This is a genomic window from Euzebyales bacterium, from assembly GCA_035461305.1.
GTDB lineage: Bacteria > Actinomycetota > Nitriliruptoria > Euzebyales > JAHELV01 > JAHELV01.
Genome location: DATHVN010000086.1, coordinates 15,066 through 33,642, shown reverse-complemented (window position 1 = coordinate 33,642; position 18,577 = coordinate 15,066). Strand labels below are relative to the sequence as shown.

The window sequence follows — 18,577 nt, the reverse complement described above, 5'->3', positions numbered from 1 at the left end:
GCGGGTTGTCCAGGGTCGCGTTCGCCGCCGCGATTCTCGTGCACGGGCCGACGACTGAACGACCGATGCAAGCTCGCTACCAGGTCTGCTGCACCCCGCGGATCACAGTGCTCGGGGAGTCAGTGTCGACGTCAGGCCCGTCGTACGAGAGCGTGAACGCTGACAGCGAGCGCGATGGCACACCAGATCAGCAGGACGATGAGTCGGGTGTGTGCGCTGTGTAGTGGCCTGATGCGAGCCCGGCTCGCACGATGTCGGCTGCCGGGCGCATCGGTAGAACCTCGTGAACGGTCTGGAACCCCCGAGGTAGTTGACTGGCGGGGGGTGCCGCTGGGCTCGCATCGAGGGCGGGGGAGGACCTTCGTCGGGCGCCCTCCTCCCGCGCCTGCAACGGCAGGTCGCGCCCCGGGGCCATGACGGTCACCGTGTCTTCGCCACGCCCGAGGTGCCGTCAGTGACTGTTCGCACGTGATGCGGGTGCAGTCGTGGTACGCGCGCGCACGACCACACGCGCACGACGGAAGCGATTCGAGGGCCTCGAGGCGGGTCCACGTCGCCGGCAGGACCGGGTTGAGTAGCAGGGCGGCGCCGGCTGACGCCGGCCACGGATATCGGTCACACGACCCTGTAGTCGATGAAGGTCGCATATGGCGACTGGCGCACGCCGAGGTGCTTCAGGTCGACCATTTGGGCGAAGCCGTCGAAGAGCCGCTTGCCGCCTCCGAGAATGACCGGCGCGACGATGATGGTCAGCTCGTCGACGAGCCCGGCAGCGAGCGCCTGGCGGATGACGTCGGCGCCACCCATGACGTGGACGTGTCCGTCCCCCGCTGCGACCTTCGCGCGCTCGATCGCCTCCGGCACGCCGTCGACGAAGGTGAACGCATCGCCCTCGGGCTGCTCCTCCGGCCGGTGGGTGACGATGAAGAAGGGCAGGCCCCACGGGTTCTCGTCGCCCCAGTGGTCGGCCGCCTCGTAGGTCCACCGGCCCGCGACGACGGCCCCAAGTCCCTTCATGGCCTGGTCCATCCAGGCCTTGTCCTCGCCGCCCATCTCGCCGGTCAGCTCACTGTCGTAGGTCCAGGGCCCGCCGAACACCCAGTGGTGCAGCTTCTCGCCGCCCTCACCGAGCCCCTTGCCCGGCCCGTCGTCCGGCCCGACGACATAGCCGTCGACCGATGTCGTGATCCCTGCGATGACCTTGCTCATCTGTTCACCTCACGTGCCTCGCTGCTTCGTACCCGTGTAGACGGCACCGCCCGCCAGCACTCATCGACCGGTGACGCGTGTCGGCACGGCGACTGTCGCTCCCGCGCCGTCTGGTGTCCACGGCTGCGCCGTCCCACCTGGGTGCCGGAGGATGTTGTGGTTGGCGTGGAAGAGGTTGGTGGGGACGTTGCGAGGAAGACGCCGACGCGTGCCGCGTTGCCCGCAGGCACGACTCCCCCCGGCCCGCATCAGGAGTAGTCGTGGGCGACGGCGTGCTCGGCGTCCACCACGAACACGATGCGGTCGAGACCACGGGGATAGTCGGTGCCCGTGTACTCGTTCGCGAGCCGGTCGATGATCGCCCACGCCTCATCGCCGTCCAACCGGTCGACGACGCGCCCACGCACATGCGCCATCCTGGCGGACTGTTCATAGTCGGTGACCGACAGTGACAGCCGCGGATCGCCGTCTAGATTGCGTGCCTTCTGGGAACGCGGTCCCGTGAGGAAGACGATCCGCTCGCCTTCCACGCCCACCCACGTCGGCACCGCGTGCGGCATGCCGTCGCCCATGAGCGTGGCGACATGGGCGAGGTTGGGTCGGATCAGCAACTCACGTACTGCCTCGGGAAGCGCGCTCATCTCGTCTCCTTTCGCAGCGCATCGGCGATCGAGGCGGTCGCCTGCTCACCGATCCGGGCGGGTGACGACCCGTGACGACGTCGCGGCCGTTCGCCGGCTGCTGCACGACGTCCGGCGTCCGACCGCCGGTGGGTCACTGTCGCACCTCACGGTCACCGCACCGTGCGGGTACCGGCGACGGCGCCAGGTCTCCGGTCGGGTCCGTACCAGCGAGCGGTGGCGGATCGTCCCTCGAGACCGCGACGACCGCGCTTTGGCGGAACGTCGCGGCTGCAACGCCGGCGACCGCGACGGCGATCACCGCGGCGATCGCAGCGGTGACCTGCACGCCCGCGATGAACGCTGCGCGGGCCGCGGCGAGCACGACGGCCTCCAACCCGGCCGGCAGCTGCCCGGCGACGGCCACGGCGGCACCGAGCGTGTCACGCACGACCGCGGCGGCCTCGGCCGGCACGGCTGCGGGCAGCGTCCCGGCGAGCTCGGCGCGGTAGACCGCCACGCCGACGCTGCCCAGGATCGACAAGCCCAGCGCGCCGCCCAGCTCGGCGGCGGTCTCAGAGATCCCCGACGCCGCGCCCGCACGCTCCGGCGGCGCCGACCCCACGATCAGATCCGTGGTCAACGTCAGCACCGGCGCCAGGCCGAGCGAGATCACCACCGACGCGGCCACCAGCACCGCCAGATCCGCCGACCCACCCACCAACGTCAACGCCGCAAGGCCCACGGCCGCCAACACGAGACCGACGACGATGATCCGACCCGGGTCGACGCGGGCGACGATGTACGGCGCGAGCTGCGAGCCGACGATGAACCCGACCGCGGAAGGCACCGACCACAGCCCGGCCTGCAGCGGTGACAACCCGATCACCAGCTGCAGGTACTGCGCGACGTACAGGAAGTAGCCGACGACCATGAAGATGCTGATCAGGTTGACCGCCAGCGACGCGGAGAACCGCCGATCGCGAAACAGCCGCAGGTCGATCATCGGATCGGCCAGCGTCAGCTGCCGGCGGGCGAACACCACCCCCACGGCCACACCGGCGACGATCGCGGCGACCGCGGGAATGCCGATGCCGTCCTGGGCGATCTGCTTACAGCCGAAGATCACCGCCAGCACCGCCACCAACGACAACCCGACACTGGCCAGATCCAGTCGGCCTGCGTCGGGATCGCGGTACTCGGGCAACACCAGGGGTCCCAGCACCAGCAGCGCGCCGATCACCGGCAGAGCGAGCAGGAACACCGACCCCCACCAGAACTGCTCCAGCAGCACCCCGCCCAGCACCGGCCCGACGGCGCTGCCCGCGGAGAACGCCGAGATCCACACCGCCACGGCCGTCGCACGCTGCCGGGGATCGGTGAACATGGCGAAGATGAGCGACAGCGTCGACGGCGCCAACGTCGCGCCGGCGACCCCCAACAACGCCCGCGCGGCGATCAACTGCTCCGCGCTCGCCGCATACGCCGCCATGATCGACACGGCCCCGAACCCGGCCGCGCCGAACAGCAGCAACCGACGCCGGCCGATGCGGTCACCAAACGTGCCCATGGTGATCAGGAACGCCGCGACCATGTAACCGTAGATGTCGACGATCCACAGCAACTGCGCGCTCGTCGGCTGCAGCTCCGCGCTCAGCGTGGGCACCGCCAGGTGCAGCACCGTCAGGTCCATCACGTACAACAGGCACGCCAACGTCAACACCGCCAGACCGACCCACTCGCGTGGCCCCGCCCTGTGCTCCCGGATCGTTGCGCTCGTCATGTCAGTCTCCTGGTGCTCACATCTGCGACGGGTCAGCCAGCCCGCGCTGTCGCTCACCCGCCATGGCCGTGCGCAAGGGCGTCATTCGGACGGGCGCCACATCGCAGCGCCAGGCGGCGCTCAAGCTGCACGCGGGGTCCGCGTCCGGCGGTGGGCATCGGGGTGTGGCACCGTGCGGTACACCTGCACCGACGCGGCGGCCAACCATGCGAACCCCACCACCACGGCGACCCACAGGCACGCGACACCGAGTACCTGCGTCGACAGCGCCGCGCCACCGACGAAACCGAGGGCCACGACCGCACCTGCGATCCGCGACGTCCGGGCGAACGCGTGTGCCTGCCGTCGGTCGAACCATGTTGCCACCACGAACGCCGCGGCAGCCAGACACAGGAACCCGATCGCGCCGAACGCCAGATGCAGCACCCCGCTGACCGTGGCCTCGGTCGGGGTCGCAGCGTCGGGGAACCCGGCCATCGGGTCCGGTGGGAAGACCCCACTCGCGATCAGGCACACCCCGAAGACGCCCAGCAGCTCCGCCGCCCATCCGGCGGTGCGGGTGCCACGCAATGCCCGCGCGAACCCCACCGCCGTCGCGAGCACCATCAGGCCGCTGAGGATGGGGTTCGCGGTCTGGACCCACCCGAAGTCACCCAGGGTCAACAGGCTCAGCTGGTGACGGGCCAGATCGAAGCCGTCGCGCACCAGCGCCTGCCCGAGGCCGACGACCAGGTAGAACACCCCGACCACCACACCCCACCCGAGCAGCGCCCGGGTCACCGCCGCCGCACGATCAAAGCCCTGCACATCAGATGCCGTACTCATCACTGCTCCTGCCCCTTCGACTGCGGGCCTCGGTGTCTTCAGACCGACCAGCCGGCCCAAACTCATCGGTCGCCCCTCAGGGGTAGCGCATCAGGAATTGATACACACCCACGCGGTCGCCGATCGAGCGGTTCGGGCACCCGTGACGTGCGATGTCGGTCGCCGTCGGCCCGACACCGTCTCGTCCTGCATCGAGCGTGGCTGGCGCCGTGCGTCCACCCGATCAGATCGTGGCGCCAGACCGCCGCGGTCTTCAGCCGGTCGATGGGACATCCGGTCGTGACCAGGACACCAGGCACCCCAGTCGCCACCCTGCGCCCCATCGTGCGCATGGCCGAGTCGGCGCAGCAGTTCGGCTCAGGCACCGGCTACGCGGTCGGTGTCCAGCCAGTGTCGCGGGTGGGACCGGAGAACCCTAGCCGGGGCTCGAGGGGATCACCGGGCCATGCAGAACGCGGCCGACGCGGTCGATGACGCCGTGGCCGAGGCCCTGGGTCTGAACCGAACGGACCTGATCTGTCTCGACATCCTCGACCGGCTCGGCACCATTCCTGCCGGGAGGCTGGCCGACGAGGCACGGCTCACCACTGGGGCGATGAACAAGCCCCACGGACCCGGCGCACGGCTGACGGTACACATCCCCTGAGTTCGATCATGTCACCCATGCGTCAGGCGGGTGCCGACGCGTGTCGCCGCGGCGCCGGTTGCGGCCGCCATCCGCTCGATCTCGCCGGCGCTGATGTGCTCCGAGGGCACCGACGCGGTCAGCGCCAGGGCGCTTGGTCCACTGGATGACGGGACGGCGACCGCGACGGCGGACAGTCCGCGTTCGCTCTCGCCCAGGTTGACTGCGAAGCCGGTGCGGCGGATCTCCGCGAGCTCTCGGTCGAGCTCGTCGCGCGACGTGCACGTCCGGTGGGTGACGGCGGGGAGGACCTTCGGCAGCAGGCCTTGAAGGACATCGGGTGCGAGCTCGGCCAACAGCACCTTGCCCGACGCCGCGCTGTACGCGGGCAGCGTCACGCCCGTGCGGTCCGTCACCCGCACCGGCCGTGGCGACTCGACGGTGTCGAGGAACAGCACCTTGTCACCATCGAGGCACGCCAGGTGGACGGTCTCACCCAGCTCCGCCGCCAGCGCTTCGAGCTCGGGCCGCGCCAGACGGCGCACGTCGAGGCTGCCGACGGCGGCCAACCCGATCGTGAGCAGCGCCTGGCCCGCGGTGTAGACCTTGGTGTCGGGGTCCTGTCGGACGAAGTCGCGATACGCCAGCGTGGACAGTAACCGGTGCGCGGTCGACGGAGCGACCCCGAGTGACCGACTCACCGTGGTCAGGGTCAGGTCCTGCCGCTCGCGCAGCAGTTGGAGCACCCGCAGTGCACGGTCGACCGACTCGACCAGGTACGCGGGACGGTCGATGGCCGTCTGCATCACGTTCCCGGGTCCACCCAGGTGTCGTCGGTCCAGCCCTCGAGGTCGTACTCCGCCAGACACGCCTCGACCAGGCCGTCGAACCGGTCCGCGAGCCCGCGGATCCTGGCGAACTTCAGGATGTCAAGCCGCATCTGGTCCTGGTTGCCCGCGTAGTTGACCTCGTACCAGGCGTGGCGTCCGCCGAACTCGCTGCCGACAGCGTCCCAGATCAGCTTGAACAGCTTGACCCTGTCGTGCGCGTCACCCGTCGAGCCGCGGTAGAAGCGGTCGATCGTCGGCCGCAGGTCGTCGTCGAGCAGGTCCCGGTTGGACGATGGCGTGACCAGTGGGGCACCGCCGAGCAGCTCGGTGAAGATGTCGCGAGCCTTCGGGAACGCCTGCGTTCCGAACAGCCGGATCAGCGTGGCGTACTCCAGTGCCGGCACGATGCTGTCGCCCGGTCCCTCCTGCGTGTCATGACACAGGGCCGACGTGATCGCCCAGATCAGGTTGCACCATCCGATCAACTCGCCGAGCTTGGCCTGCACGCCGCGATAGCCGATGGTGCCGTTCGCCTCCAGGCCCCGAGCCAGAAGCCCGCACAGAAACTCCAACTTGATCGCCAGGCGGGTGCCGGACTGCAGGGTGTAGCGGGGCATGAAGCCGGACTGTGCGTAGAACCCGGTGGCCTTGCGCACGTCCCGGTACACCAGGACGTCCTCCCAGGGCACGAACACGCGGTCGAAGACGGCCACGGCGTCGTTCTCGTCGAAGCGGCTCGACAGCGGAGCGTCCCAGGCCGACACGGCGGCGCGCTCGTAGGAGTTGCGGGAGACGAGCTTCATGCCCGTGGCGTCCATCGGCACGATGAACGCCAGGGCGTAGTCCTCGGCGCGCCCCTCCTCCAGCTGCGCCGCGCTGTTCTGGGCGACGAATGTCGCATGGGTCAGCGCCGAGCCGGTCGCGAGCATCTTCGCGCCCTCGACCACCATGCCGTCGTCGCGTTCCTCGACGACGTGGACGTAGACGTCCTCGACCTCATGGACGGCCTTGTCACGGTCGATGGGCGGGTTGATCAGGACGTGGTTGAGGAACAGGCCCTGCTCGGCGTAGGTGCGGTACCAGTGCCGGGCGCTGTCGCCGAAGGGCGCGTACCACTCAGGGTCCGCCCCCAGCGTGGCCATGAAGGCGGCCTTGTAGTCCGGCGTCCGTCCCATGTAGCCGTACGACAGCCGGGCCCATGCCGCCAACGCATCACGGCTGGCCAGCAGGTCCTCCGTCGTGTAGCTCGGCATGAAGAAGCGGTGCGTGACGATCCCCTGCCGGTCGACGCCGACGAGCATGTCGCGCTGCGGGGGGTCGTGCAGGGCGTCGTAGAGCCGTGCGACGGACCGCGCGGCGTTGCGGAACGCCGGATGTGCGGTCACATCGGCCACCCGCTCCCCGTCAATCCAGACCTCGCGTCTGTCGCGGAGGGACTCGAGATAGGTCTGCCCGGTCAGGAGGCGGGTCTCCTGGGCAAGCGCGGAGGTCGACATACACGCCATCCGTTTCCGCTAGACAGAAGCTCTTACCTACCAGCGAAAAGAACGGTACCATTCCGGCCTGGGAGGGTCCGCATGGAAGCCGCCACGACCCGGGTCACGAGCCACGCGTTCCGCGACGTCATCGGACGATTCGCCACGGGCGTCACGGTGGTCACGAGCCGCGACGACGAGGGCGACCACGGGATGACGGCCAGCGCAGTCAGCTCGCTGTCGCTCGACCCGCCGATGCTGCTCGTGTGCATCAATCGACGCTCGCGCACGGGCGACGCGCTCCGTCGCAGCGGCCGCTTCACCGTCAACGTGCTCGCCGACGACCAGGCCGCCGCTGCGGAGCGGTTCGCCACGCCATCCGACGACCGCTTCGCCGGAGTGCCGACCACGCGGGGTCCATTCGGCACGCTCGTGCTCGAGGGCAGTCTCGCGCACATCGATTGCCACGTCGAGGACGCCGTCGCTGCGGCGACACATCACATCATCATCGGTCGGGTCGAGTGGGTCGCCGCTCGAGACGCTGCGCCCCTGGCCTACTTCCGCGGGCAGTTCGGGCAGCTCCATCCCGCACGCGACGACGCTGTGACACAGCACCTTCGCCAGCGAATCCTGTCCGAAGACTGCGGTGTGCTCGACCGCGCGACGCTCGCCACGGAGTTGGACGTCGATGTCGGCCGCATCGACCGCGCGTTGGCGGCGTTGCGAGCGGAAGGCCTGGTCACCGGCGACCCCCTCGAGGGCTATCACGCAGCTCCGGTTGACATCGGCGCGATCGACGATGCCCTCAGTGCGCGGCTGGCCATCGAGCTCGGCGCGGTCGAGCTCGTGGCCGACCACGGCGACGGTCAGCGGGTCGCAGAGCTGCGACGTCTCGCCGACAACACGGTCGCGCTGTTCGAGGACGCCCGTGTCACCGACATCGCCGCATACGCTGCCGCGAACACCGCCTTCCACGAAGAGCTCGTGCGACTGAGCGGTTCGGTCGCTCTCCTCGACAGCTACCGCCGGCTGAGTCTGCAGGGCATCCTCGTGCGCGGCGTCGTGGAGGATCATGCGCTGACCCGCGCGCATGCCGACGACCATGTGGAGATCGCCGACGCCGTGGCGGCCGGTGACCCAGCACAGGCAAGAGCGGCCATTCAGCGACACACTGATCGCGCGCGCGCCACACACCGGGCCGCATCAGGTCCGGGTACGTCTTCCTGACAGACCACGTGCGATCGCGTCAAGCGCCGCGGATGACCTCGTGGACGAACTGCACGGCGACCGAACCCTCACCGACCGCCGACGCGACGCGTTTGATCGAGGTGGCGCGTACGTCGCCGACGGCGAACACGCCGGGCTGACTGCTCTCCAGCAGGAACGGATCGCGGTCGAGCGGCCAGCGATCCTTCAGCTGCGGTCCCGTCACGACGAACCCGTGCGCGTCGGTCACGACCGCGTCGCCGAGCCACCCGGTCCGGGGGCGCGCCCCAATGAACACGAACATCCCGGCGGCGTCGAGCACCTCACGCATCCCATCGCCGCCCTGGACATGTACCTTCTCGAGGCGTTGTGCCCCGGTGACCTCGGCGACCTGCGACCGCGTGCGGACCGTTATGGCGTCGGTCGCCTCGATGCGATCCACCAGGTAGCGCGACATCCGCGCCGCCAACGATCCGGCGCGGATCACGATGACCACCTCGTCTGCGAACTTCGCGAGGTGCAGTGCCGCCTGGCCGGCCGAGTTCGCGCCGCCCACGACGACCACGCGTGCGCCGGTCATCGCCGCCGCCTCGGTGGAGGCGGCGCCGTAGTACACGCCGGCACCGGTCAGCGCGTCGAGGCCGGGCACGTCCAGCCGCCGGTACTGCACGCCGGTGGCCAGCACGATCGACGCGCAGTGCAGCTCGCTGCCGTCGCCGAGGGTGATGACCCGGTACGGATCCTCGCTGCGGATGCCGGTGGCCCGGTGCGGCGCGATGACGTCGGTGCCGAACCGACGGGCCTGCGCCAGCGCGCGGCGGGCCAGCTCCGACCCCGAGATCCCCGACGGGAAGCCCAGGTAGTTCTCGATCCGGGCGCTCAGCGCCGCCTGCCCACCTGGCGCCTCGGCCTCGACGACGGCGGTGCTCAACCCCTCGGAGGTGCCGTAGACCGCGGCGGCCAGTCCGGCCGGGCCGCCGCCGATCACGACGAGGTCGTAGAAGTCGACCTCGGGACGGGACGACAACCCCAGCCTGGTCGCGACGTCGGCCGGCGACGGGTCCGACACCACCCGACCGTCTTCGAGCAGGAGCACCGGCAGCCTCACATCGGGCCCGGCCGCGGCCAGCAGCGGTCCGGCGTCACCGTGGTCGACGTCGAGCCATCGGAACGGGACCTGGTTGCGCGCGAGGAAGTCACGCAGCCGGTGCGACGCCGCGGACCACCGATCGCCGATCACGCGAAGGCCGGCGTCGGGCCGTGGCCGCGTGGCCTGCCACTCCTCGAGCAGCTCGTCGAGCACCGGGTACAGGCGTTCCTCAGGTGGATCCCACGGCTTGACGATGTAGTGGTCGAGGTCGACGTCGTTGATGGCCGTGATCGCGGCGTCGGTGTCCGCATACGCGGTCAGCAGGACCGAGCGCAGGTGCGGTTGCACGCGCTTCGCGGCCACCAGCAGCGCCGTGCCGGTCATGCCGGGCATCCGCTGGTCGGCGACTACGAGCGCCAGCGGGGCGCCGCGGCGGGTGAGGCGCTCGATCGCCGCCAGCGCCGCTGCCCCACTGCCGGCGGTGACGATCCGGTAGCCGGCGCCGTACCGCGCGCGGAGGTCGGCCGCGACGGCGTCGAGGACGCTGGGTTCGTCGTCGACCGTGATGATCGCCGGCGGCCCGGGCCGCGGCGCCGATTCAGCGGTCATCGGTCGCGCCTCCCGGTGGTGCGGCGGGCAGTCGCACGTCGAACACGGTGCGACCCGGCCGCGAGTGCACGGTCATGCGGCCACCATGCGCCTCGGTGACGATCTGGTGGGAGATGCTCAGGCCGAGGCCCGTGCCCTGGCCGGGCGGCTTGGTGGTGACGAACGGGTCGAACACCTGACCGCGCAGCTCGTCGTGGATGCCCGGGCCGTCGTCCTCGACCTGGACGCACACGCCGTCGCCGTCGGGAGCGGCGCGGACGATCACGGCGCCGCGGCCGACCACCGCGTCGATCGCGTTGTCGATGAGGTTCGTCCATACCTGGTTGAGCTGCCCGCCGTAGGCATGGATCGTCGGCAGCTGCGGCGCGTAGTCGCGGATGACCGTGACGCCGTCGGGCAGCTTGTGCGCCAGGATCGTCAGCGTGTCGTCCAGGCCCCGTCGCACGTCGACGTCCTGCTGCGGCGCCTGGTCGAGGTAGCTGTAGCCACGCAGCGCGGCGGTCAGGTCGGCCATCCGCGCAACGCTGTCGGTGATGTGGGTGACCCCGCGGCGCACCTGCGACCGCGCACGCAGCCACTCGACCCCGAGCTGGGCACCGTCGCCGAGGTTGTGCAGGCACCGCGCCAGTGCGTCCGGCGTGACGCCGGCCATGGCGAGCTCGGCGGCGGCGATCCACGGCTCGGCGACGTCGCGTCCGGTGCCGGTGAGCACGTCTTCGATGGCGTCGGTCACCTCGTCCCGTGCCACGTCGGCCGGCGGCGGCGGCTGGTCGAGCAGCGCCGCGACAGCGTCGACGATGCGGACGCCGTCGGCGCGAGCGAGCAGCTGCGGCAGCAGCGCGTCGGCGTCGTCGAGCGCGCGTCGCAGCTGCGGGCGGTGCTCAGGGCCGCGGCGGCGGGGTTGTTCAGCTCATGACCCAGCCCGGCACTGAGCCTGCCGAGCACGGCCAGCCGCTCCTGCTGGCGCAACGCCAGCTCCTGGCGCAGGTAGTCCTGCTCCAGACGGCGCAACCTGGTCTGCTCCAGCGCGGTCCGCATGCGCACGCGCAACAGGGCGGGTTCGAAGGGTTTGGGCAGGCAATCGATCGCGCCCATCTCGATCGCGCGCGCGACCTCGTCGGTCGCCTCGGTGGCGGAGATGACCAGCACGGGGATGTCGGCGAGCTCGGGGTCGGCACGCATCGCGCGCAGCACCGCGAAGCCGTCGAGCGCGGGCATGACGAGGTCGAGCAGGACCATGTCGACCCGCTCGCGTGCCAGCACCTCGAGGGCCTCGCGACCGTCGGTCGCCAGCAGCACCCGGTGGCCCTCCTGCTCGACGCCGCGGGCGAGCGCCAGCCGCGGGATCATCGCGTCCTCGGCGACGAGCACGACCGCGGGCTCGGGCGGGTCACCAGGCATCGAGCGCCTCCAGCGCCGCGACCGTTGCGGCGGCAACCGCCTCGAGCTCACCGATGAGCGGGCCGAGGTCCGATGTCCCGGCGGCCGCCGCGGTCTCGAGTCGCGCGGCCGAGGCGGCCAGCGCGGTCCCACCCAGGTTCGCCGCGCTGGACTTCAGGCTGTGCGCGTGGCGTCGGACCATCGCCGGATCATGCGGCGCGGCGTCGCGGATGTGTTCGAGCAGGCCCGTGAGCTCGCCGGGGAAGTGGGCGAGCAGCGAGTCGACGAAGCCGTGGTCCCCGGTCAGCTCGGCCAGTCGGCGCAAACGCGTCGACGTCGATCTGCACGATGGCCTCGTCGCCTGAGGCGTCGGGCGCAGGGCCGTCCTCGCCGGTGAGCACGGCAGCGTCGTCGGCATCCGTGACGAGCCCCGCGTGTCCGTCGCCGGCGCGCTCTGCCCGATCCGACCGACCGGACGGGCTCGCCGTGGCAGGACGCGGCCCGTGCTGGCGTGCCGTCACGCCCCGACCGGGCTGGTCGTGGGCGCGCCGCAGCGCCGCGGTCAGCAGCTCGGGGCGGACCGGCTTGGCCAGGTGGTCGTCCATTCCCGCCTGCCGGCACCACTCGCGGTCCGCGTCGGTCGCATTCGCAGTCACCGCGACGATCCACGGCTGCGGCCCGTCGAGCGTCCGGATGCGCTGCGTCGCCTGGTAGCCGTCGAGGTACGGCATCTGGATGTCCATGAGGACGACGTCGACGTCGAGCCGACCTGCGGCCTCGACGGCGGCGGCCCCGTCACCGACGACGGTCGGCGCGTATCCGAGGCGCTGGAGCAGCCTGGTCATCAGGCGCTGTTTCGTCGGGTTGTCCTCGGCCACGAGGATGTGCAGCGGATGCCGTCGTGCGAACCCGGGGTCGAGGCTGGGCGCGGAAGGGGCGTCCGGTGACATCGTGCGCCCGGCCGTGTCGTCCTCGGTCAGCAGGGTCACCAGGACGTCGAGCAGGGACGATTGCTTGACCGGCTTTGTGACCGTCGCCCGGTACGCCGCCGCGTCCTCAGCGCGCTGGGGCCCACCCAACGGTGTCAGCAGCACCCTGGCCGCGCCGGCGGTGACCGGGTGCGTCGCGAACCGCTTGCCGTCGGTCGCGCGGTGGTCGATGAGCACGACGTCGATCCTTCCGCCCCATCGAGCGCCTCCAGTGCCGAGTCCGTGGCGGCGGCCGACACGGCCCGCATGCCCCACGATCCGACGAGCCCCTCGAGCAGCCGGCGGTCCGTCGGGTTGGCGTCGACGATCAGGGCAGTGCGACCGCTGAGCGCCCCCGCGTTCTCGTCCCGCGTGGTTGCCGTACCGTCGGCGGACGTGCCAGGGATCGAGAACGCGAAACGGGATCCCACACCCTCCTCGCTGTCGACGGTGATGACGCCCCCGAGCAGGCCGACGAGGCGCCGGCTGATGGCCAGCCCCAGGCCGGTGCCGCCGAACCGCCGGCTGGTCGATGCGTCGACCTGCGTGAACGAGTCGAACAGGCGCGAGCGCGCTGGCGCCGGGATGCCGATGCCGGTGTCGCGCACCTCGAACCTGACTCGGTCCGGCTCGTCGCTCCCGGCGGCGGGCTCGCGCGACACGAGCAGAGCGACCTCGCCCGCGTCGGTGAACTTGACGGCGTTCGTCATCAGGTTGACCAGTACCTGCGCGAGCCGATGGCCGTCGGTGATGATCGCGGCGGGCACGTCGTCGCCGACGTCGTAGACCAGATCGATCTGCTTCTGCGAGACCAGTGGGGCGATGACGTCGAGCGTCGACTCGACCAACGGCCGCAGCTCGGTGGGACCGGGGTCGATCTCGAGCTGGCCGGCCTCGACCTTCGAGAAGTCCAACACATCGTTGATGGTGGCCAGCAGCACCTCCGCACTGCTACGGACCGACGCGAGGTACTCGGCCTGCTCGGCGTCGAGGTCGGTGGTCGACAGCAGGGCGCTCATCCCGATGACGGCGTTCATCGGGGTGCGGATCTCGTGGCTCATGTTCGCCAGGAACTCGCTCTTGGCGCGGGTTGCCTCCTCGGCCTCCAGCCGCGCGCGGCGCTCGGCGGCCACCAGGTCGGCCCGCTGTGCCGCGTAGCGTGCCGTGACCAGCCACGCCACAAGGGTCACGCCGATGATGTCGGCGAAGAAGAACGTCGAGATCCAGGCTTCGTTGGTCAGCGCCACGTCCAGCCGTCCCTCGAGGAGGGCGGCGATCAGCGCGAGGCCCGCGTAGGCGGCGAACCAGCCCACCGCCCGGCGGACGCGGTACGCCAGCAGCGCGCCGATCGGGGCGATCAGCGACCAAATCATGACGGCACCCGATGCGCGGAACCCTCCGAGGTCGAGCATCAGCAGCCAGGGGATCAGCAGGCTGAGCAGCAGCTGCAGGTCCAGCGCTCGCGTCCACCCCAGCCGCTGGTACGCCCACAGGTTGGCCGCGGCAAGAATGGTGTAACCCCACGGCCAGATGGCCGCGCCCGGCACGCCGGCCAGCACATACATGAGACCCCAGATGCCGCCCGCGATCGCCATCGGCACGATCGCGACCTTGTCGGCGCGTGGTCCCTGCAGACTGCGGACGACCGTCTGGTCAGCCATCGGCGCGGTCACCGCCTTCGGTCAGAATCCGCTTGAGCTCCGCTGCCTCACGGGTGAGCCGACGGTAGTAGTCCGAGCCGGTCACCTCAGCGACCTGTCGGCGCCGTCGACCATGGTCGATCTCGATCTGCAGCTCGGCAACCTGGCGGCGCAGCGCCTCCTCGCGGGCTGCGACCTCCCGGGCCATGCGCTCAAAGACCCGCGCGAGCGTCCCGAGCGCGTCCTCGCGTCCGGCGACGGCGTCCAACGAGTCCAGCCCGTCGTACGAACCCGTCTCGATCCCGACCGCCGCCTGCACGACGCGGTCGACCTGCGCGAGGTGGTCCAGCTCGACGTCGCGCAGCCGCTTGGCGGCCAGCGAAGCTTGCAGACGCGCCCGCAGCAGCGGCCCGTGCACGGGCTTGGACAGGTAGTCGGTCGCCCCGAGCTCGATGCAGCGGATCACGCTGTCGATGTCGTCGACGGCCGACACCATGATCACCGGCAGGTGTTCGAGCTCGGCGTCGTCCTTGATCTGCTGCAGTGTCGCGAAGCCGTCGAGCACCGGCATGAGCAGGTCGAGGAGCACGACGTCGATGCCACCGGCGTCCGGGGTGGCCCGCAGGCGGTCCAGGGCCTGCGAGCCGTCACCAGCGGTGACCGCCTCGTAGCCGAGCGTCGTCACTGCGCGTGCGAGCACCTGCCGGTTCATCGCCGTGTCATCGACGATCAGGACCCGCGCCGTCATCGCTGCGACCTGCCGTCGCCGGGACCCCGCCGCGCGGACACGCCGACGTCGACCGCCAGGACCGGTCCCGGTGCGCCACCAGCGCCGAGCGCGACGGTCACGCGCCCCTCCGCGAGGTCCAACGCGACGTCCCCGTCAGCGCGCGACAGGAGCGCGTCGGCCGCCTGCGCGGCGCTGGTCCCGGTGGCGTCGACTTCGTGCGACCACACCTGCAGTTCACGCGCGTCGAGGCCGGCGAGGTCGATGGCGACGGTCGAGGTGCCCTCCGGCAGGTTCAGTCCGCCGTCGAGGACCAGCCGGCGCGTGTCGCCGCCCTGTTCGATCTGCGCGGTCGTCCGTCCTGGACGGCCCGTGTCGGTCAGGCGGACACGCACACGTCCCAGCTCACGGTCCCGGCGGACCTCGACCGTCGCGCACGGCACGAACGCCCCCGCACGCGCGGTCCAACACGTGACCACCACGAGCACCGCTGCCGTGCCCAGCGCGGCGACACGAGCTGCGGGCGCCTGCCAGATCACGGCTCCGTGAGCCACGACCGCGGCGAGGAAGATGGCGTAGACGCCACCCCGCACGACCGGGCGCCCCATCCCCGGTGCAACCACTGTCGGGACGTAGTCACCGCGGTGGCGGGCCGCCGCGATCAGCAGCACCGGCACGACACCGGCGAGCACCGGGGCGGTCACCGTGCCGATCAGGCTCAACGCGCCGGTGAACGACTCGCGGCCGGTCAGCAGCAGCCACTGCACCAGCGCGAACACTGCGATCAGCGGCACATAGGCGCCGAGCCGTGCGGCGGCTGAGTCGGTAGCCAGCACCTCCGTGGCCTGGAAGTGCAGACCGATGGAGAACTGGACAGCGGCCATGCCCATCGCCAGCACCACGAACACCGATCCGAGGGCCAGCACGGCGGGGCCGACGACCTCGGCCATCGGTACGAGGGCCGTGCCGGACTCCGCGGCGAGCCGCCGAGCGCCGACCGCGCCGCCGACCGCGACGCTCCACACGGCATACAGGGCCAGCGCCGTCATCATCGCCGCGGTCGTCCCCCGTACCAGCGCGCGCCCGCTGGGATCGCGTCGCAGCACGACGCGGGCGCCGTTGCCGACGGCCGTGTGTCCGAAGAAGGCCAGCAGCACGACACCGAACACGAGGTCGACAATCCCGGATCGAACGGTTGGCCTCCGACGAACGGCACGGCGGCGTAGGTCAGGTTGGCTGTCGTGAGGTTGGGCAGCGCCAGCAGTGACAGAAACGAGGACGATCACGATGTTGATCCCGCCGACCAGAAGCGCGGTCGCGACCGTGGCGTCCAGCCGGTCGCGCCACACGAACACCAGCGTCACCGCGAAGACCCCGACGACCCACACGGTGGACGGGACACCGGTCGAGGCCGTCAGGGTGGTCGACAGCCCCACGTAGTAGGCGATCAGCGCCACGACCGCCAACGCACTGAGCATCAGCGACAGCACCACACCGGCGAACCAGCCCAGATACTGCGAGACGACCCTGCCGAAGTAGGCACCGCCCCAGCGCACGGTCCCGGTGCGCGCGAACGCCTCCGCGACTGCGGCCGCGGTCGCCACGTTGACCAGCCCGAGCACGGCCAGGAGGGCCAATCCGGGCAGTGGCCCGACGCCGGCCAGCGCGATGGGCAGCGCCAGCACGCCGGCGCCCACGGTCTGGGTCAACGTCAGGCTGAAGGCGGACCAGAACGGCGGCAGGTCCTCGACCAGCGCCGCAAGCCGCGTCCAGCGCCACCGCACACGGTCGCGGACGGGCAGGCTGTCGACGAAGATCATCTCGAGCCCACGTCCGTGCCGGCGCTCGAACGCCGTCGCAACGGCCGGGTCGTCGAGGCGGAGCGCGGCGGCGAGCGCGGGCACGTCGCGCCGGCGGAAGCGATACTTATCGGCCAGGCGGCCCGCGAGGTCGGCCCGGGTCACCGCATCCGGTGGCACCAGATGCGACCACAGCGGGGCGAACCGCTCGAGTTGCTGGATCGGCGGCGCCACGGCGACACGGCGTCCAGCGGCGAGCGCGGACAGGAACGCGCGCTCCTGCGTCGCGACCATGTCCTCGCAGATCGCCGGAGCGGTGGCGTGCTGAGCCTCCAGCGCCAGGCGTGCGGTCTGGCTCTCGATGGCGAACAGCGCCGTGCTGGCACGCCGTCCCGACAGCCCGCCGAGCAGCTCCCCGCGGGTCAGCGGACGCGCCGGCCGGTCCATCACATCGACCCGTTCATCACGTAGGCCGAGACCTGGTCGAACGCCGACGTCAATGGATGGTCGGGATGGTGGAGCGCGAAGATGCCGCCACTCGCGAGGAGCATCATGGCCTCGTCATGCGCCAGGACGCCCGCCACCGGCGACCTGTACGCCTGCTCGACCCGCCGGCGCACGCCCTCGACGTCCAGCGACGGCGGCACCTTGTTGACAACCAGCGCCGACCTCGGCACCTCCAGGTTGGCGGCGACATCGATGAGCACGCCAGTCCCCTCGTAGTCCTGGTGATCGGGCCGCAGGACCATCAGGCTGGTGTCGGAGATCACCAACGACAGCAGCGTCTCCTCCCCCAGCCCAGGGTGGGTGTCGATCAGCAGGACGTCGAGCCGAAGCTCGTCGACGAGGGTGCGCACCCCCTGCACGAGCTGCTGGGCGTCGTAGCCCTCGCGGAGCACACGGCTGATCTCGCCCGGCTGCACACTGCTGGGGATCAGGTGGATGCTGCCGCCAACACCCGCCGGCGTGACATCCACCGCGACCTCGGCGATGGGGCGGCCACGGAACAGGTGGTCGTTGAGCGACGCGTCGATCTCCGCACCGTCGAGACCGAACAGCACGTGGATCCCCGGCGACTGGATGTCGGTGTCGATCACGCCCACGCGCAGTGCGCGCTGGGACAGCTGCACTGCGACGTTCGCGGTGATGTTCGACTTGCCCGTCCCACCCCGGAACGAGTGCACCGACACGACCCGGACCATCCGATCTCCTGCACGACGGACCCCGGCTGCGAGTTGATGGTAGTTGACCAGGCAGGGATGCGCCGGCGGCATGCGGCGGGACGCGGGCCGGAGCGTGAGCGGTGGCTCGACGGGCGGGCGCTCGCACAACCCAGCTGGTTCGATGCGATCCTCTGGTTCGTGTCGCCGGTCACGCTGACGGCCGTCGCGGTCACGGCGCTGCGCGCGGCAGATCACCCAACCCGACCAGGGTCAAGACCCCGGAGCCTCCGCTGTCGCGCGACGCGTCGGAGTCTGGATCCACCCCAGTCATTGACCACACAGCCGACCCTGAAGGGACGCCTCATGTTCCTCGCCGACCCGTACGCGATCATCTATGGCGCTGCCGGGGTCCGAGCTCGCCGGCGAGTTGCCGTGACCGCGTGACTTCATTTGGCCCCCGGCGCCATGGAGGTTACCCTAACCAAACTATTTGCCCCAGAGGTCACGACGCATGACCGACGGCGCGGCCACGAACGGAGACGTGATGATCATGATCAGGACCAGGACCCGGGCGGGTGTGTGTGCCATCGCCCTCGTCGTGATGCTCAGCGGGTGCGGCGCGGCGAAC

17 protein-coding genes are annotated in these 18,577 nt (G+C 70.7%); 2 read left to right on the top strand and 15 right to left on the bottom strand.

Annotated elements, in window-relative coordinates; genetic code table 11:
- Positions 1-615: 615 nt before the first annotated feature.
- The 4 genes from VK923_08040 to VK923_08025 form a co-directional block, all read right to left on the bottom strand.
- On the bottom strand, positions 616-1,209 hold the full coding sequence (locus VK923_08040; protein ID HSJ44615.1) for a dihydrofolate reductase family protein: 594 nt from the start codon (positions 1,207-1,209) through the stop codon (positions 616-618).
- Positions 1,210-1,457: 248 nt separating this feature from the next.
- Positions 1,458-1,850 carry a pyridoxamine 5'-phosphate oxidase family protein gene (locus tag VK923_08035; GenBank protein HSJ44614.1) on the bottom strand — a complete coding sequence of 131 codons (393 nt, stop codon included), beginning with the start codon at positions 1,848-1,850 and terminating at the stop codon, positions 1,458-1,460.
- A 133-nt stretch (positions 1,851-1,983) separates the two neighbouring features.
- On the bottom strand, positions 1,984-3,612 hold the full coding sequence (locus tag VK923_08030) for an MFS transporter (protein ID HSJ44613.1): 1,629 nt from the start codon (positions 3,610-3,612) through the stop codon (positions 1,984-1,986).
- Positions 3,613-3,732: 120 nt separating this feature from the next.
- Positions 3,733-4,437: a DUF998 domain-containing protein gene (locus VK923_08025; protein HSJ44612.1), complete on the bottom strand. Its 705-nt coding sequence runs from the start codon at positions 4,435-4,437 to the stop codon at positions 3,733-3,735.
- Positions 4,438-4,882: 445 nt separating this feature from the next.
- Between VK923_08025 and VK923_08020 the strand changes: the two genes are divergently transcribed.
- Positions 4,883-5,083, top strand: coding sequence for a hypothetical protein (locus VK923_08020; GenBank protein ID HSJ44611.1), 201 nt, complete (start codon positions 4,883-4,885; stop codon positions 5,081-5,083).
- Positions 5,084-5,094: 11 nt separating this feature from the next.
- Here VK923_08020 and VK923_08015 read toward each other — a convergent pair whose 3' ends face one another.
- Together VK923_08015 and VK923_08010 are read right to left on the bottom strand one after the other, a co-directional pair.
- The gene (locus VK923_08015; protein HSJ44610.1) at positions 5,095-5,868 is read right to left on the bottom strand and encodes an IclR family transcriptional regulator; all 774 of its coding nucleotides are present in this window, start codon (positions 5,866-5,868) and stop codon (positions 5,095-5,097) included.
- Entirely contained in the window at positions 5,868-7,388 is a 1,521-nt protein-coding gene (locus VK923_08010; protein ID HSJ44609.1) for a 4-hydroxyphenylacetate 3-hydroxylase family protein, read from the bottom strand. The genes VK923_08015 and VK923_08010 overlap by 1 nt, the downstream gene beginning before the upstream one ends.
- 81 nt (positions 7,389-7,469) lie before the next feature.
- Here VK923_08010 and VK923_08005 point away from each other — a divergent pair, with 81 nt between their 5' ends.
- Positions 7,470-8,594: a flavin reductase gene (locus tag VK923_08005; protein HSJ44608.1), complete on the top strand. Its 1,125-nt coding sequence runs from the start codon at positions 7,470-7,472 to the stop codon at positions 8,592-8,594.
- Positions 8,595-8,613: 19 nt separating this feature from the next.
- On the opposite strand, the gene VK923_08000 is transcribed toward VK923_08005, so the two are convergent.
- Genes VK923_08000 through VK923_07960 form a run of 9 tightly spaced genes read right to left on the bottom strand, consistent with a single transcriptional unit; the run spans position 8,614 to position 17,988 of the window.
- Positions 8,614-10,272 carry an FAD-dependent oxidoreductase gene (locus tag VK923_08000; GenBank protein HSJ44607.1) on the bottom strand — a complete coding sequence of 553 codons (1,659 nt, stop codon included), beginning with the start codon at positions 10,270-10,272 and terminating at the stop codon, positions 8,614-8,616.
- Entirely contained in the window at positions 10,262-11,005 is a 744-nt protein-coding gene (locus tag VK923_07995) for a HAMP domain-containing sensor histidine kinase (protein HSJ44606.1), read from the bottom strand. The genes VK923_08000 and VK923_07995 overlap by 11 nt, the downstream gene beginning before the upstream one ends.
- Positions 11,002-11,673: a response regulator gene (locus tag VK923_07990; GenBank protein ID HSJ44605.1), complete on the bottom strand. Its 672-nt coding sequence runs from the start codon at positions 11,671-11,673 to the stop codon at positions 11,002-11,004. The genes VK923_07995 and VK923_07990 overlap by 4 nt, the downstream gene beginning before the upstream one ends.
- On the bottom strand, positions 11,663-11,977 hold the full coding sequence (locus VK923_07985; protein HSJ44604.1) for an Hpt domain-containing protein: 315 nt from the start codon (positions 11,975-11,977) through the stop codon (positions 11,663-11,665). Before VK923_07985 ends, VK923_07990 begins: the two co-directional genes overlap by 11 nt.
- A complete protein-coding gene (locus VK923_07980) occupies positions 11,862-12,818 on the bottom strand; it encodes a response regulator (GenBank protein HSJ44603.1) in 957 nt (318 codons plus the stop codon). Before VK923_07980 ends, VK923_07985 begins: the two co-directional genes overlap by 116 nt.
- Positions 12,737-14,281: an ATP-binding protein gene (locus VK923_07975; protein HSJ44602.1), complete on the bottom strand. Its 1,545-nt coding sequence runs from the start codon at positions 14,279-14,281 to the stop codon at positions 12,737-12,739. Before VK923_07975 ends, VK923_07980 begins: the two co-directional genes overlap by 82 nt.
- Positions 14,274-15,008 (bottom strand): response regulator, encoded by a 735-nt coding sequence (locus tag VK923_07970; protein HSJ44601.1) that lies wholly within the window; start codon positions 15,006-15,008, stop codon positions 14,274-14,276. Before VK923_07970 ends, VK923_07975 begins: the two co-directional genes overlap by 8 nt.
- Complete coding sequence (locus VK923_07965; protein HSJ44600.1) at positions 15,005-17,233, bottom strand: aromatic amino acid transport family protein; 2,229 nt, start codon at positions 17,231-17,233, stop codon at positions 15,005-15,007. The genes VK923_07970 and VK923_07965 overlap by 4 nt, the downstream gene beginning before the upstream one ends.
- Positions 17,233-17,988, bottom strand: coding sequence for a MinD/ParA family protein (locus VK923_07960; GenBank protein HSJ44599.1), 756 nt, complete (start codon positions 17,986-17,988; stop codon positions 17,233-17,235). The genes VK923_07965 and VK923_07960 overlap by 1 nt, the downstream gene beginning before the upstream one ends.
- Between the last annotated feature and the right edge of the window lie 589 nt (positions 17,989-18,577).

Coding starts and splice junctions, on each gene's coding strand:
- VK923_08040 (HSJ44615.1), bottom strand. CDS start 1,209: ATGAGCAAGGTCATCGCAGGGATCACGACATCGGTCGACGGCTATGTC.
- VK923_08035 (HSJ44614.1), bottom strand. CDS start 1,850: ATGAGCGCGCTTCCCGAGGCAGTACGTGAGTTGCTGATCCGACCCAAC.
- VK923_08030 (HSJ44613.1), bottom strand. CDS start 3,612: ATGACGAGCGCAACGATCCGGGAGCACAGGGCGGGGCCACGCGAGTGG.
- VK923_08025 (HSJ44612.1), bottom strand. CDS start 4,437: ATGAGTACGGCATCTGATGTGCAGGGCTTTGATCGTGCGGCGGCGGTG.
- VK923_08020 (HSJ44611.1), top strand. CDS start 4,883: ATGCAGAACGCGGCCGACGCGGTCGATGACGCCGTGGCCGAGGCCCTG.
- VK923_08015 (HSJ44610.1), bottom strand. CDS start 5,868: ATGCAGACGGCCATCGACCGTCCCGCGTACCTGGTCGAGTCGGTCGAC.
- VK923_08010 (HSJ44609.1), bottom strand. CDS start 7,388: ATGTCGACCTCCGCGCTTGCCCAGGAGACCCGCCTCCTGACCGGGCAG.
- VK923_08005 (HSJ44608.1), top strand. CDS start 7,470: ATGGAAGCCGCCACGACCCGGGTCACGAGCCACGCGTTCCGCGACGTC.
- VK923_08000 (HSJ44607.1), bottom strand. CDS start 10,272: ATGACCGCTGAATCGGCGCCGCGGCCCGGGCCGCCGGCGATCATCACG.
- VK923_07990 (HSJ44605.1), bottom strand. CDS start 11,673: ATGCCTGGTGACCCGCCCGAGCCCGCGGTCGTGCTCGTCGCCGAGGAC.
- VK923_07975 (HSJ44602.1), bottom strand. CDS start 14,281: ATGGCTGACCAGACGGTCGTCCGCAGTCTGCAGGGACCACGCGCCGAC.
- VK923_07970 (HSJ44601.1), bottom strand. CDS start 15,008: ATGACGGCGCGGGTCCTGATCGTCGATGACACGGCGATGAACCGGCAG.
- VK923_07965 (HSJ44600.1), bottom strand. CDS start 17,233: ATGGACCGGCCGGCGCGTCCGCTGACCCGCGGGGAGCTGCTCGGCGGG.
- VK923_07960 (HSJ44599.1), bottom strand. CDS start 17,988: ATGGTCCGGGTCGTGTCGGTGCACTCGTTCCGGGGTGGGACGGGCAAG.